This is a genomic window from Gayadomonas joobiniege G7, from assembly GCF_000300815.1.
GTDB lineage: Bacteria > Pseudomonadota > Gammaproteobacteria > Enterobacterales > Alteromonadaceae > Catenovulum > Catenovulum joobiniege.
In genome coordinates, this window is record NZ_AMRX01000007.1 from 236,641 (window position 1) to 250,434 (window position 13,794).

The following is a 13,794-nucleotide window of genomic DNA, read 5'->3' on the forward strand; positions in this document are numbered from 1 at the left end:
TCAATCCCCGTAGACTGCCTGAAGCGCTCGTTTAAAAAGCTCAGTGCCAGTTGGCATTGCACGGGCATTTTCGCTTAAAAAACGTCGCCAAATTTTAGCCCTCGGTTGGCCATTAAATAAACCCAGCATATGACGTGCAATATGCCAGCTACTGGCACGATATTCTTCTGAGCTATTGGTTTGAGCTTCTATGTACGGATACATAGCTTCAACCACTTCACGCCGAGATAACCTAATCCCCTGCTGACCATAAATTTGCTCATCGACATCCATCATCAAATAGGGATTTTGATAAACTGCTCGCCCCATCATCACGCCATCAAGCTGTTGTAAATGCGTTTTTGCATCGTCCAGTGTTAAAATACCGCCGTTAATATCCACCTGCAAATCAGGAAATTCCTGTTTAAGTTGGTAAACACGTGGGTAATTTAATGGGGGCACATCACGGTTTTGTTTTGGGCTTAAACCTTGTAACCAGGCTTTACGGGCATGAATAATAAAGTGCTGGCAGCCTGACGCTGCAGTGATATCAACAAATTTTTGTAAAAACTCATATTCATCTGAATCGTCAATGCCAATTCGAGTTTTGATAGTAATGGGAATATCACAGCTTTGCTGCATCGCACTCACACATGCTGCGACCTGCTCAGGTGCCTCCATTAAACAGGCGCCAAAAAATCCGTTTTGTACCCTATCTGAGGGACACCCGACATTAATGTTAATTTCATCATAACCACGCGCTTGTGCTATTTCTGCTGCTTTAGCCATATCACTTGCATCACTTCCGCCCAGTTGCAAAACAAGCGGATGCTCTGGCTCGCTAAACGCTAAATAATCTCCTTTGCCATAAATGATCGCGCCTGTTGTCACCATTTCGGTATACAGCACTGCGCGCTTGCTCATTGTGCGATAAAAATAACGACAATGGCGATCTGTCCAATCAAGCATAGGGGCAACAGAGAAGGTGTGGTCTATTTTGTTTTCTTTATATTCTTTCATTTTCAGTAGCTTATCGTTTTATAACAACCCGTCCGTTTAAACCTGTTATGGTTTTTTTGTGGTTTTTTGGGAAGGTTTTTGCCTTCTGGTGAACCCATTTTGAACCCATTTATGGATTGATGTGTTATTATATCAAAGTACAAATATAACATTAAAATGGTTAAAGGTGTGACTATGGCTTCTGTTCAAATTGAAGAACGTGAAAGAAAAAATGGACAAATATCTTATTGTGTAAGAGTTAAAGTTACGAAAGGGCGAAAAATAGTTGGCCGCTCGCAAAAAACATTTAAAACTTATAAAGAAGCACACCGCTGGGGTGAAAAAACCAGAAAGTTACTCGATTCTCAATATGAGGACTTTAGAGAAGGTCGTGACTTTGTCGATCCGAAATTGAGAGAGGTAACGGTTGGCACTCTGATTATAGAATATCTAGATAAAATGGAAGGGCAGCTTGCTAGAACAAAAAAATATGTTCTTAAATCTCTGCTAAATTATGATATAGCTCTAATATCAGCCAGTAAAATCACAGCACAAGATCTTGTAAATCACTGCCAATTTAGACTGAGTGAAGACCATAAGCCCTCACCTCAAACTATCGCGCACGATATTTCTTATTTAAAATCCATCATGGAAGCGGGCGAGTCCTTATTATCCATAAACTGTAATACTGAATATCACTTTAAAGCTTTACCCGCTTTGAAGCAATTGGGTCTAGTCGGGAAAAAGCTGAAAGAGAGTTATACACCTCGTGACAACAGACCAACTTCGGAAGAGCTTGAGTTAATGCGTCAGCATTTATTAATAAGGGAAACTAATAGGGCTGCGCATATTCCTTTTACCGACATTCTAGATTTTTCATTGTTAACAGCCATGCGAGTTGGAGAAATAACTAAACTCTATTGGGATGACATAGATCATGAAAATAAAACAATAATAGTCAGAAATAGAAAGAACCCTAATAAGCTTAAAGTTTCTGAAGAGGACAGCCAATCCAGTAAGAAGAAAAGCACTAAATTTGATGATGAGATACCGCTTCTAGGCAATTCCTATGACATTATAATGAAGCAGGAAGCTAAACGTAAAAACTCGCCAAACCCAAGCCTTATATTCCCATACAACCCCCGTTCGATTAGTGCTGGTTGGCAAAGAGTGAGAAATAAGCTTGGGATTGAAGATCTCCGTTACCACGATTTAAGGAGAGAAGCTGCTTCTCGTTTGGCTGAAATGGGTATGCCTCTTGCTGTTGTAGCAAGTGTGACAGGTCACAGAGATTTATCCATTCTTCATAGAATTTACACTCAAATTGACGTCAAAAAGTTTGGTCGTGAAGGGTATGGTCTTTACGCTGAACCAAAGTTTTTTGAGAAAAAGTAGTCCTAAATATATTAAAACAACTAAATATGATTTTATTTATTTTTTATAATAATGAGTTTACATAACAACCCTATATTTGACTCGCTTTGACGATTGGCTTGGTTTCTTTCCTAAATTATTATTGCATTTTAGTTAATCTAGGCTTAAGTTTATGAAATCATTAATTTAAAACGTATTGGAATGGCGCTGATAGACTCAATATTGAAAAGTTCTATACGCACTTCTGATGATTAAGCTGTTAGTATTTATATATAGCATGCGAAACAAATTTAAAAATAAACTCACTACTTTAATTTCGGTATTTGTTGTTTGTATATTTACCTTTGTTGCATTTACGACAATTACGTACTGTGGTGGTACATTATTCCAAGCTTGGTATGGTAACGCTTGTACGGATACCCAACTTAATTTTATGGGGTTATCGCGTGATCATGTCCATTTCACACCCAGTTCTGAAACTGTTGGGGCTGTTTTCTTATTGGTATTATTTGTACTAATATGCTTTATCAAGTTATTGCGTTTATGGCTAAAACGGTTTAAAAACCGAGTTAAATAAACACTAACAAGCAACTCATGCGGGACTTCTAAAGCTTGGCTCGGTTCCGCTTCGCTACACAGTTTAGCCAAGCTTTATCAGCCCCATAGTCGGGCGTTAGCTTCACAAGGACGATATGAGTTATTTTCAAGTTATGTTAGAGGGTGAAAACTTTTTTATCGAATTTGATGGTAAAGAAGAATTACTTGGCTTTACTACTACTCGATGGGTTAAGGCGAGTAATGAAGAGCAAGCAGAATTAAAGGCCGTAGAATTAATCAAAAATGATACCCACCTTCAGAATTTGCTTAGAAATCCAGAAAATGAATTGCCATCGCCAATGATTTATTTAAGTGAAATGTGTAAAGTAAATTGGTTTACTTATGTTCGGCGTAAACCAGGTGCTGGTTACTCGTTTTATCCAATGGGGCAAGAGTAAAGCTAACAAACAACTCATGTGGGGCGTTATACGAATTTCAAATACTGAGTAACCTATGGTACTGCTTTCTATACTCGCAATATTTGCGTTCATTATTATTTATTTGACCATTGTGGTTGATATGTTTAAGCAAAAAGTATGGTTAGGCCTTTTGGGGTTGTTCTTTTTTCCATTTACTTATTATCACGCATTTGTAAATTATAGTGGAAATCGAAAAAGGATAAGCGCAGCTTTATTGGTAACTACAGTACTTGGTTTTGGTTACACACAATATCAAGAATATGTGGCGGAAAAGGAATTAACCCCATTCTTTAAACTTGTATCACTAAATCATTCAACTAAGTGTCAAGTTGAATCTGGCATTACATGGAGGGGGGGAACAACACTTTACAATGTTTCATGTAATCCAAAATATATTAATGAAATTGAATATACCAATGAAGAAGAGCTAATTTCTAAATACAGAGAGTTTATCGTTCAACCTTTGTTAAAGGAGTATTCACAAACATTTGGAAAGGTTGAGGCCAAAGGAATTAAGCTTATTATTCTTTCACCGTCAAGAATGTCTGCTTGCTACATAATTGAAAACCCGAATGAAATAGTAGAGTTGTGGAGTTCGTTCGAATATTGTGATTAATATCGTATAACAAAAACATCAAGAACAGACGTATAGCGAATGGCTTACGCTCATTCTTCGCAAAGTATAGCCATGCATTATCTGCCGTTTATGTTAAGCGTTAAGACTACAAGGAGAATTTGTGCATGAGTTCCAATCAGATGTGGGATGCACGGAAATTTCAAGAAAACGTAGGTTCTCTAATTTCAAAATTCAATGCATTATTTTTAAGCGACATAGCGCCTATCATTTATAATCCTAATGGTGATAGAAAAGCGTCTTTGAGAGCTATAATTGCTCTAAATGTTCCCCGAATCCAAACGGATCTTCATAAAGTTATTAATGAGATTGAGCATGAATTAAGAGATAGCGCTCATTTTTTACTAATACAATCTGGTTTCTCTGAAATTGAATCCCAAACATATCTCTCAAGTAATTTTCCTTCTAGCTGTATTGTAAGCGTCCGGCAAACTACACATTTTAATCAGTTTACAATCCAACTAATCTAATCGCTCAATTTATTTTGGAGATTAGATATGCCACGACGTACTCGTGAACAATGGTTTGAACTGATTCAGGCACAACAAAATAGTGACTTATCCGTTGCTGAATTTGCCCGTCAGCACCGGATTAATGTTCAAAACTTTTATGCCAGACGCAGTGATTTTAAGCGGGATGGTTTATTAAATCATCAGCATGAATCTGCTTTTGTTCAAGTCACCACGCTGGCAACAGAGGTTCAGCGACCTTCCGGAGATATGCTGATTCTAACCATGGGTGAAGCTCAATTGCACCTGCCTGAAAATATTAACGCACAATGGCTCGGTCAGTTGATGCAGGCTGTTAACACATGAAGATGTTTGTTGAACCCGGTGCAATTTACCTGCACCGTCCAGTCGTTGATTTTCGAAAATCCATTAATGGCCTTGCCAATATAGTCGTTGCTGAAATGGCACTGAATGTTATGAGTGGTGCTTTATTTATCTTCTGCAACAAAGGTAAAGATAAACTTAAAATCCTTTACTGGGATAACACCGGCTTTGCACTTTGGTACAAAAAATTAGAAAAAGACAAGTTCAAATGGCCCAATGCTGAGCATGAAAATCAACTCGTTTTATCTGAGCAGCAACTAAACTGGCTGCTCGATGGCTTTGATATTGTCGGTCATAAAACTCTGAATTTAGCAAGCTTGAGCTTATAACTTTAGATCATACCTGATCAGCTTTTAATCTGAATATTATGCAGATAAACAGACAGTTACTAGGTAAAATAACCTTATGACTGAGCTAGAAATTCAACAACAAAAACGTATCCAAGCGCTTGAAAGCAAGTTACTTGAGCAGCAAGAAGCGCTTGAAAAAGCAAAAGCTCGAAATACGTATTTAGAAGAACAATTCAAATTAGCGCAACAAAAACAATTCGGCCAATCGGCTGAAGGCCACCCTGCGCAAGGCGACTTATTTAACGAAGCAGAAGAGGTTGCAGAGTTAGAAAACGCTTTAGAATCAGAAACTCAAACCGTCACTTATACCCGTAAAAAAGCCAAACGAACTCAACTACCTGCTGATTTACCACGCGAAGTGATTGTTCACGACATTGAAGATAAAAGCTGTGACTGTTGCGGTGGCAAACTACATAAAATGGGCGAAGATAAATCGGAAAAGCTCGAGTTTATTCCAGCGCAAATCAAAGTCATTGAACATGTTCGGCCAAAATACAGCTGCCGAGCTTGTGAAAATCACGCTGCGCAAGTCAAAATTAAACAAGCCCCGATGCCAGCGAGCCCAATTCCTAAGGGCATTGCCACACCGAGTCTATTAAGCCAAGTCATTACCAGTAAATATCAATATGCACTACCACTTTACCGGCAAGAAACCATGTTTAAACAACATGGTATAGAAATCAGTCGGCAAACCATGTCTGATTGGATAATAAAATGTGCCAGTTTATTTAAACCGCTGTATGACAAATTGCATCAAATCTTACTTGAGCAAAGCGTGATTCAGGCCGACGAAACCACAGTTAATGTGGTGAGTGATGACAAACTAAAATCCTATATGTGGCTTTATTGCACAGGCACAGATACGCCTATTGTAAATAACCCATTGAGAAATATTGTTTTATATGAATATCAAGCCAGTCGCGGTGGCAGTTGTCCGGTTAATTTCTTGCAAGATTATACTGGTTACTTACAAGTGGATGGCTATCAAGGTTACGAACAAACGAAAGCGACATTAGCGGGTTGCTGGGCGCATGCCAGACGTAAGTTCATTGAAGCAGAAAAAGCTCAGCCCAAAGGCAAAACCGGTAAAGCGAATTGGGCACTGAACCATATCCAAAAGCTGTATCGGGTTGAAACCAAAATCAAAGATAAAACAGCAGACGAAAAACAGGCTATCAGGCAAAAAGAGTCGGTGCCACTACTCGAGCAATATAAAGCTTGGCTGGAAAAGTCATTACTCAATACTTTACCAAAATCCAAATTAGGTGAAGCACTAAACTACAGTTTAAATCAATGGGAGAAATTAATTCGGTATATTGATGATGGGCATTTATCCATTGATAATAATCGAGCTGAACGGGCAATTAAACCCTTTGTGGTTGGTCGCAAAAATTGGCTGTTTAGCCAAACAAAAAGTGGTGCCAACGCTAGCGCCATTCTCTACAGTATGATTGAAACAGCAAAGGCCAACGGATTAATACCTTACGATTATATTAGCTACTGTTTAACCCAAATCTGCAAACCGGATTGCCAAATCCATGATTTACTACCTTGGAATATCAAAAGCTAGGTGTGGTTTACCCGACGGTTACGCTGTATTAAATCGAGCATAATTAATGAGCTTAATTCAACCGTTGGCTTACTTAACGAGTTGAGTACTTTGGCCATATCCCACCTAAATGTGTTAGAAATAAATTCAGGATTTGGAGGTATGCTGAGAGGGCTATTTAAGGGATACTCTAATCCAGTTGATGGCATTTCCCATGTTTTTGGGCAAGGAAGTATGCAAATTGAAGTAAATTCTAGTCTACAGGGTTTTAATTCGGCTGCGAATTTAGTCGGTCAATCTATAGATTCAGTTTCTAACTCATTACATACAGTTGTTTTGGAAAAATGGAATAGTTTTGGGGCTATGGTGGAAAATTTGTAGCCCTAATAAACAAATTGTTTGGGACTGCTAAAGCTTGGCTGCGTCACTTCGTTCCTATTTTAGCCAATCTTAATACGTCACATATTACGGCGTTGAGATCGTAGAATTACTCATATTTGGCATTTTGGGTAAATAATTAACGTTTTATACGCCAAAAATAGCGAGTCTATGTGAAATCTAGTTAACTTTTCATCTCAAAATTAGCTAAGTTTTACGTAGGAGCACACAATTCAATTTAATTTTATTTTTACAGACTGGAGCAATTCTACAGCCTGTTTAGGATTATACTTTGAACATTAGATTAAACAATCCAGCATTTGCGTCAAAAAGTGTTAAGGTTTTATCTATTCTTTTTGGGATTTACCTACTGTATTTAGCATTTTCAGAAACTGACTGGGAGCAAGCCAGTCAACTTCAAACTGTGTCAGTGATTGCTATAGGTATTGTTACGCCAATATTATTTACTCTCCAAAATAAATTTCGTATTTTAAAGTTAATTGGGTGGATAATTTTAAGTTGGTACTATGTTGTGATTATTGGTTTACAGTAACCCTAATAAGTCCCTTAGCGGAGCGTTATACGTACTTGAAACATGTGGCCTTTTACAAATAATAAATATAAAAAACAGCATAAACGTATTGCTGAGAATATAAAAAACTATGGTTGGCAATTCCAATTTGTATTCGACAAAGAAGGTAAGAAAGTAGACTTCGCATACAGTATCGGTTTCGAACGATCTTTTGATCACCCTGAAATAATGATATTTGGTTTAAAACGAGAAACTATGCATTCATTATTGAGTTCGATAGCTGGAGAACTTAAAAATGGCAAGGAATATAAGCCAAACACCAAAGTTACTGGTGTTTTGTCTGGTAACTATGAGGTTATGTTTAAGCCACTGGACGAAAAATGGCACAATGAATTGGCAGGTATCGCGGCTAGATATTACGCCAAAAGTTTTAGAATTTATGTAATGCTGTGGCCAGATAAAAACAATACTCTACCAATAGAAAATGGCTGTACACTAACTTTGCAAAATGAGGTGCTTGAGTACGTATAACAAAGCAATAATGAATGGGATGCAACAAGCTTGGCTGCGTCACTTCGTTCCTAAGTTTTAGCCAAGCTTAAAACGCCACATATTACGGCGTTGAGATCGTAGAATTACTCACAGTTTTAATTTTTATTTGAAAAACTCCAATCAAAATTAAGTTGAAATAATGAGGAGTTTAACTTTTTGTTCAATCGAAAATTGTGTTCGTTATTTTAAAGCTTTAGAAAATACCTTTTTAAGCTTCTTTTCTTTGGTCATTTGCTCGTTATAGGTGAGGTACACGTTTGCTTTAAATTTAGCAAATTTAATGTTTTCCCTGCTTCTATGCCAAACAATATTGGCATTAATACAATAAACGTTTGAATTTCCTGATTTTAAAATTTCAATAAAATTATGCTTCTTTAAGTGATTCACGGCTTTTGATAAACATTGTCTTGTTCTGCCGAATATCTCGCCCATGGCTTGAAAACTGAGCATCAAGGCATTGGTGTTATCCATATTTTCAACCATGAACATAAATATGTTTCCAGCGAGCGGATAGTCAAGCAATAACTTTCGTACAGCTGGATACGTACCTTTATTAAATTGAAAAAAGAATGCATTTTTTTCTACAAACTCACCATTTTCATCTACAGAAACGGGTAATTGATTGCCAAATTCATCAACAGCAAATTGCTGAGTTTTAACGTGGAATTGCTTTTGTTCTGGAATATTTGAATCTTGCATACAGACATCTCCTTATTGTTATTTTTATACCTGTATATACATACATTCCACATATAAAATAAAAGTCAAATAATTTTTACCACCCGTCATTTTACTTTGACATTGATGTAAACGGTGGCCGTTGCGTTACATTAAAATACGTTGATTTTCTGGGCTTTTTTAATGTATTGAACTGAATGGCATTTACATTAATGTAAAACCAGATGTGACATAGATTAAGTCTATCTATATGATTTTTATTAACATTTTAGAATTCTTACTATGGTGTCTGTTTTTAAGGTTCTCAGCCAGTTACACCACAAATAAATTAAGTTTTCATTTTGCTAATATTTAAATTTTCATATTAATTGAATCGATAACCATGACGCTGAATTACATAAAAACAGTGTTATCAGCTTCACTATGGTTAATTTAAGATGCAAATTCATTTCGGTTAGGTTATGACTCATGTTTTAGTTAAACGTGTCTATTTAGTCTGTTTTTGTTACGTTTTACTGTAATGCCTATCCGTAGTTAAATTTTAAACTTTATTTTTCTGGCGATATTTTTTACTTCTGCATTTGCTTCAATGTTTTGACCTGTCTTTCTAAATTGAATGTATTCTGACAATCTTAAATTTTGCCATTGCCTGAACTGAAGCTTTTTCAAAGCTAGATCGAGTTGATCTGACTGTTGAACATTTGATGCAAAAACCGCAGGCACTGAGATAAGAAAATGAAATTTATTTGATGCGCTATTTTGAATTGAATAGGCATTGTCACAAATAAAATTAATACTGTCTGTTTCATACGCTTTAACTCTTTCTAACGTTTTGCAGGGTGCGGTAAGTTGCAGGTGCGATTTGTCTTTAATCGACATATAAAACAAAAGCAGTAATATATTGGCTAAAGTAAAGAATGGCTTTTCATCATCTATTTCATGGATGAAAATTTCGTCATATTCTGAATATCGAATTTGAAGATGATTAATTATTTCTTCTAATGCTTCCTGAAGTTGATAAAGTGTCAGGTTTCTGAAGTTTAAATTCTTCAGTATGGGGTATGTATTTATCAACTTTTCTATTTCACATATCAGAAAATAATTTGGTATTTCCAGATGTATTTTATTGTTTGTGTTTACGCTAGAGCGAATAACTGATTCTAAATATTCTGCATTTGCTAGTGTGGACATGATGGTTTTTAATTGTTCTATACATTTGTTTTAACAGTATTTTATTTTCTTTCAATAGCTCACCAGTATTTTTTCACTTACCCTCTGTTTCTTCTGCGTCTTTTTCGTTGTGTTGTTACTTTTGCCCCTTCTGGCGCTGAAAGGTTAGTTTTTTCAACCTCATGAATTGTTTCATTAAATTTTTGAGCGGATATTTTAGAATGCTGTTCAATTTTATCGATAGATTCTGCTACTTCTGCCGCTTTAAGTTCAGCTTCATTCCAGAATTTATTCATAAAGTTGAACGTCCAGCTTTCAAGTTCAATCTTCAATTTGTGATAGGTATCAGCTAACGCTTCTATCGCTTTGCGTGTTTTAGTGAGTTTTGTTACTTGTGCGGTTACGGCCGAGTTTAGCTGCTTATTTTTATCCTCAAGCTGTTGAAGTTTTTCACTTCTGGCTAACCATAACGGCTTATCTGGTTTTGATTTGGTTTTAGGTAGGTAGTCCTTGTGATCTTCATTTAATACGAGCTTCACCGACTTATTAAATCCCTGCTTAACGGCATGGATGGTTTTGCGTTGAGAAATGCTTTTAACTACCTCATTGTTAATCACATTACTGACTAAAATGTGTAAGTGTGAATGTTTATCAGCCGATGCGGATTCGTCATGTAAAACGATATGAGTGTGACGTTTAATTGCTTTAACTGGTAAGTTGGTTACTGCGGCAATATCTTGAATAACCTGGGCTGATATTTGTGACCATTGTTTAATACTATTTGGCTGAGTAATATCGTTGGGGATAGTACAAACAAATGATGTTGCGTAATTTACAACACCGCCTCCAGCTAAACTCTGGCTTTTTCGATAGTTTTTTCGCTCAGATATAGCATTTAAGATATGATGCGCATTATTTAATAATACTGTGATTTTAGTTTTTAAATGTGAAGGTCTGTTTTGATCGGCTATATAATTAACATGATTAATAAAACCATTATTAATTTTTCTGCCACTACCAGCAATTTTTGAGTGGGTTATTTTACCATTATCGGCTATTACTTTTTTATGTTTGTATTTAATGCCGCTATTGCGGATCTGCTTTACCTTAACCGTCCAGTTTTTAATCATTTCATTTTTAATAATTCTATATTAATTAGATAACACAAAAATTTAAAAATAAAAGACTAAGTTGTAACGGGTACATTATTTTGATGATGTTCAAGATAGGGGCTTTGATTCTCAAACCTGCATTTTGCTTCGCTTCATCCCTATGCTTGCAAGAAGGGCGAAGCCCCTCTTAACTCCCAAAATCAACAAGTAGATTTTCGAAAATAAATAACATAGTATACTCAATGGTTTAGCTGTTACTCGCTAGTTAATAATTTAATAAACCATTGAAGGTTTTTGTATCTATGGAAAGGATGTGGATCGTTAAATAGGCCGCAGATGGAAACTCGGAACATTAATTAACGAGGTAATCTATGCGTAACCACTCAAACAAATCTCTTTCTCAATCTGTATTGTTACTCACGATGGAATTTGGCAATCAAGTTTTAATTCCATTAGAAGAAATTGCTGAAAGGTTACTTGGGTTGAGCGTTAGAACCGCTCAACGGAAAGCAGGTTCACATGAACTTCCTTTTCCTGTAATGCGATTAATGGATAGCCAAAAATCGCCTTACCTTGTCCATATTAACAGCCTTGCTGAATATATAGAGAAGAAAGCCAACAGTGCCTTTGACGATTGGAGTCACAATCAGGCTGGTTAAGTATAGTTTGGAAGGGGCTTATGCCCCTTTTTTATTGTATTGTGTTAAATGGTTCAACAAACCTAGCCAAAATCCCATTTATGTCACTAGGTATGATAATGATCGAAATACTGCGTACGCCATCCCAGAGGTTCATTGTACTGATTATCATATTCCAGTGGATAGGCAAGCTATACTAACTGTCTAGTCATTTCAAAAAAACGTTCTTGCATTTTTTCTGGCTTGTTCCAAAGATAAGTTGTTATTCACGTACGTAATTCCTTTCATTTGGATAAGGTTTAGTACATTTGTAGTAGTATATATTTCGTAAGTACTAGCATACCATTCTTGTTTTAGTTATTGAAAAAAAACAAAATAATCTGCTATTAATAATAGGCAATGCTTTATAACGAGGCTCTAGAAAGGAAAATATATTTGAAGTATTCTGCCACTACATATACAGAATTTTTGATAGAGAGTTTAGATTGAAAACTTTAGTTATTATCGGTAATGGATTCGATATACAAAACGGTTTATCTACAAGTTATTGGTATTTTCACCAAAAATATAGCGACCACCTCGATGACCACTTAGTGTATTTCCCCTCCTTTTTTGATGACCAAGAATGGTCAAATTTCGAAGAAAATTTAGGACTCTTTGATGAAGATAACTTCAGAGAAAACTCAGTATGGGAACCAAGTATGGATGACATGATTGAGTCATCTAAATACGTAAACGGCTATAATGATGAAATATTTCAAAAAACAGATGAGTTAGTATGTGATATACAAAAAGCATTTAAAGATTGGATTAGAGAAGTAGATCTCAAGAAAGCAACTAAGTTTATGGAATTTCCAAGAGGGTTCAAATTCATAAACTTTAATTATACATCGACTCTTCAAGATGTGTATTCAGTGCCAGACGAAGATGTATTGCATATCCATGGAAAAGCCAGAGGGAATATAATATTTGGGCATGGTATAGGAAATGGTAACCAATCCTCGTCTATGGAACCAAATCAAGATCAGCCTTGGTTTGAGGAGTCATATCAAACTTTAGCATCTGTAACCGATAAATTTCATAAGCCAGTTAAGAAAATACTTGAAGAGCATAGAACAGACCTAGAAAAATATGGTGATGTTACAAAGGTAATTGTGATTGGACACTCTATTAACGATATCGACATTCCATATTTCAAGTGTATTTTAAATGCTTATCCAGATGCAGTCTGGAGGAATTGGAATCATGCAAGTCAAGAATACGATGGCGTATCAGTTACGCATAATAAATTACTGAGTATTGGAGTTCCTCCTGAAAAGCTATACTCACTATCATCTAAAAAGCTAGGGAGAGCATATCCAATGTGCTGAGATTTGATGTTTGTTTGGCTTAGTGTTTTATTTACGTACTTCCAATTTAAACAATTAAAGAAATAATCGCACCCAAAACAAGAACCCATTTTGAACCCATCTTGTTTTATATTTAAATTTCCATTTAAATTCAACTGGTTAAGAAGTCAATAAATCCAATCAAGCATAGGCGCAACTGAAAATTTGTGATCTAACTTACTGATGGTCATGAATCTGCATCCATTAATGGATAATGGCTGAAAGCTTTTTTTAGCAAAATATTACCTTTTAATCATTCGGTGATTGCCACTTGGTTGTCAACCTTTACACCTTAGACTGACAAATGCAGTGACAAAATCAGGGGCTTTTCTATCGAGCGGCATTTTAACAAAAAACGTTTCCTAGGCGAACAAATAGTTTTTTGTACTCAAGTTGATTATTCAGCCCCATGCTGAACTTTAATACGGGTTTGGGGAGAACACTTATTCTAGGTTTATCGCGACCAGTTTTTACTTACTTTCTGAAAGCTATGTTCACTTTAAACCAGTACAATTTTAGTATGAACTCGCTTCCCTAGATGCTTGCATCTTGGCTGATATTGCCCAAGAATTTGGAATATCACTCGCACGTCGTCAATTGTTGATGAGGCAA

The 13,794-nt window shown here is 36.1% G+C and carries 15 protein-coding genes; 11 read left to right on the forward strand and 4 right to left on the reverse strand.

Annotated elements, in window-relative coordinates:
* On the reverse strand, positions 1–999 hold the full coding sequence (gene dusA / locus C727_RS0113230; RefSeq protein WP_017446129.1) for a tRNA dihydrouridine(20/20a) synthase DusA: 999 nt from the start codon (positions 997–999) through the stop codon (positions 1–3).
* Positions 1,000–1,173: 174 nt separating this feature from the next.
* Here dusA and C727_RS0113235 point away from each other — a divergent pair, with 174 nt between their 5' ends.
* From C727_RS0113235 to C727_RS0113290, 9 genes are all read left to right on the forward strand, one after another.
* Positions 1,174–2,373, forward strand: a complete 1,200-nt coding sequence (locus C727_RS0113235; RefSeq protein ID WP_017446130.1) for a site-specific integrase — start codon at positions 1,174–1,176, stop codon at positions 2,371–2,373.
* A 671-nt stretch (positions 2,374–3,044) separates the two neighbouring features.
* Complete coding sequence (locus C727_RS0113245; RefSeq protein ID WP_017446132.1) at positions 3,045–3,347, forward strand: hypothetical protein; 303 nt, start codon at positions 3,045–3,047, stop codon at positions 3,345–3,347.
* Positions 3,348–3,468: 121 nt separating this feature from the next.
* Entirely contained in the window at positions 3,469–3,984 is a 516-nt protein-coding gene (locus C727_RS0113250; RefSeq protein ID WP_155949262.1) for a hypothetical protein, read from the forward strand.
* Between the two features lie 125 nt (positions 3,985–4,109).
* Entirely contained in the window at positions 4,110–4,472 is a 363-nt protein-coding gene (locus C727_RS0113255; protein ID WP_017446134.1) for a hypothetical protein, read from the forward strand.
* Between the two features lie 27 nt (positions 4,473–4,499).
* The gene (tnpA, locus tag C727_RS18560) at positions 4,500–4,817 is read left to right on the forward strand and encodes an IS66 family insertion sequence element accessory protein TnpA (RefSeq protein ID WP_017445662.1); all 318 of its coding nucleotides are present in this window, start codon (positions 4,500–4,502) and stop codon (positions 4,815–4,817) included.
* Positions 4,814–5,164, forward strand: coding sequence for an IS66 family insertion sequence element accessory protein TnpB (tnpB, locus tag C727_RS0113265; protein WP_017445661.1), 351 nt, complete (start codon positions 4,814–4,816; stop codon positions 5,162–5,164). Before tnpA ends, tnpB begins: the two co-directional genes overlap by 4 nt.
* 76 nt (positions 5,165–5,240) lie before the next feature.
* On the forward strand, positions 5,241–6,755 hold the full coding sequence (tnpC, locus tag C727_RS0113270) for an IS66 family transposase (RefSeq protein ID WP_017445660.1): 1,515 nt from the start codon (positions 5,241–5,243) through the stop codon (positions 6,753–6,755).
* A 649-nt stretch (positions 6,756–7,404) separates the two neighbouring features.
* Complete coding sequence (locus C727_RS0113285; protein ID WP_017446137.1) at positions 7,405–7,665, forward strand: hypothetical protein; 261 nt, start codon at positions 7,405–7,407, stop codon at positions 7,663–7,665.
* 42 nt (positions 7,666–7,707) lie between these two features.
* Positions 7,708–8,175, forward strand: a complete 468-nt coding sequence (locus tag C727_RS0113290) for a DUF4262 domain-containing protein (RefSeq protein ID WP_017446138.1) — start codon at positions 7,708–7,710, stop codon at positions 8,173–8,175.
* Between the two features lie 201 nt (positions 8,176–8,376).
* Here C727_RS0113290 and C727_RS19115 read toward each other — a convergent pair whose 3' ends face one another.
* The 3 genes from C727_RS19115 to C727_RS0113305 all read right to left on the reverse strand — a co-directional run bounded on the left by C727_RS19115 (position 8,377) and on the right by C727_RS0113305 (position 11,174).
* Positions 8,377–8,895 carry a replication/maintenance protein RepL gene (locus tag C727_RS19115; RefSeq protein WP_017446139.1) on the reverse strand — a complete coding sequence of 173 codons (519 nt, stop codon included), beginning with the start codon at positions 8,893–8,895 and terminating at the stop codon, positions 8,377–8,379.
* A 513-nt stretch (positions 8,896–9,408) separates the two neighbouring features.
* On the reverse strand, positions 9,409–10,065 hold the full coding sequence (locus C727_RS0113300; protein WP_017446140.1) for a hypothetical protein: 657 nt from the start codon (positions 10,063–10,065) through the stop codon (positions 9,409–9,411).
* Between the two features lie 77 nt (positions 10,066–10,142).
* Positions 10,143–11,174: a hypothetical protein gene (locus C727_RS0113305; protein WP_017446141.1), complete on the reverse strand. Its 1,032-nt coding sequence runs from the start codon at positions 11,172–11,174 to the stop codon at positions 10,143–10,145.
* 353 nt (positions 11,175–11,527) lie between these two features.
* On the opposite strand from C727_RS0113305, the gene C727_RS0113310 reads away from it, so the two are divergent.
* A complete protein-coding gene (locus C727_RS0113310) occupies positions 11,528–11,815 on the forward strand; it encodes a pyocin activator PrtN family protein (RefSeq protein ID WP_017446142.1) in 288 nt (95 codons plus the stop codon).
* 464 nt (positions 11,816–12,279) lie between these two features.
* A complete protein-coding gene (locus C727_RS0113315) occupies positions 12,280–13,164 on the forward strand; it encodes a bacteriophage abortive infection AbiH family protein (RefSeq protein ID WP_017446143.1) in 885 nt (294 codons plus the stop codon).
* Positions 13,165–13,794: the final 630 nt, after the last annotated feature.

Coding starts and splice junctions, on each gene's coding strand:
- dusA (WP_017446129.1), bottom strand. CDS start 999: ATGAAAGAATATAAAGAAAACAAAATAGACCACACCTTCTCTGTTGCC.
- C727_RS0113235 (WP_017446130.1), top strand. CDS start 1,174: ATGGCTTCTGTTCAAATTGAAGAACGTGAAAGAAAAAATGGACAAATA.
- C727_RS0113245 (WP_017446132.1), top strand. CDS start 3,045: ATGAGTTATTTTCAAGTTATGTTAGAGGGTGAAAACTTTTTTATCGAA.
- C727_RS0113250 (WP_155949262.1), top strand. CDS start 3,469: ATGTTTAAGCAAAAAGTATGGTTAGGCCTTTTGGGGTTGTTCTTTTTT.
- C727_RS0113255 (WP_017446134.1), top strand. CDS start 4,110: ATGAGTTCCAATCAGATGTGGGATGCACGGAAATTTCAAGAAAACGTA.
- tnpA (WP_017445662.1), top strand. CDS start 4,500: ATGCCACGACGTACTCGTGAACAATGGTTTGAACTGATTCAGGCACAA.
- tnpB (WP_017445661.1), top strand. CDS start 4,814: ATGAAGATGTTTGTTGAACCCGGTGCAATTTACCTGCACCGTCCAGTC.
- tnpC (WP_017445660.1), top strand. CDS start 5,241: ATGACTGAGCTAGAAATTCAACAACAAAAACGTATCCAAGCGCTTGAA.
- C727_RS0113290 (WP_017446138.1), top strand. CDS start 7,708: ATGTGGCCTTTTACAAATAATAAATATAAAAAACAGCATAAACGTATT.
- C727_RS19115 (WP_017446139.1), bottom strand. CDS start 8,895: ATGCAAGATTCAAATATTCCAGAACAAAAGCAATTCCACGTTAAAACT.
- C727_RS0113300 (WP_017446140.1), bottom strand. CDS start 10,065: ATGTCCACACTAGCAAATGCAGAATATTTAGAATCAGTTATTCGCTCT.
- C727_RS0113305 (WP_017446141.1), bottom strand. CDS start 11,174: ATGATTAAAAACTGGACGGTTAAGGTAAAGCAGATCCGCAATAGCGGC.
- C727_RS0113310 (WP_017446142.1), top strand. CDS start 11,528: ATGCGTAACCACTCAAACAAATCTCTTTCTCAATCTGTATTGTTACTC.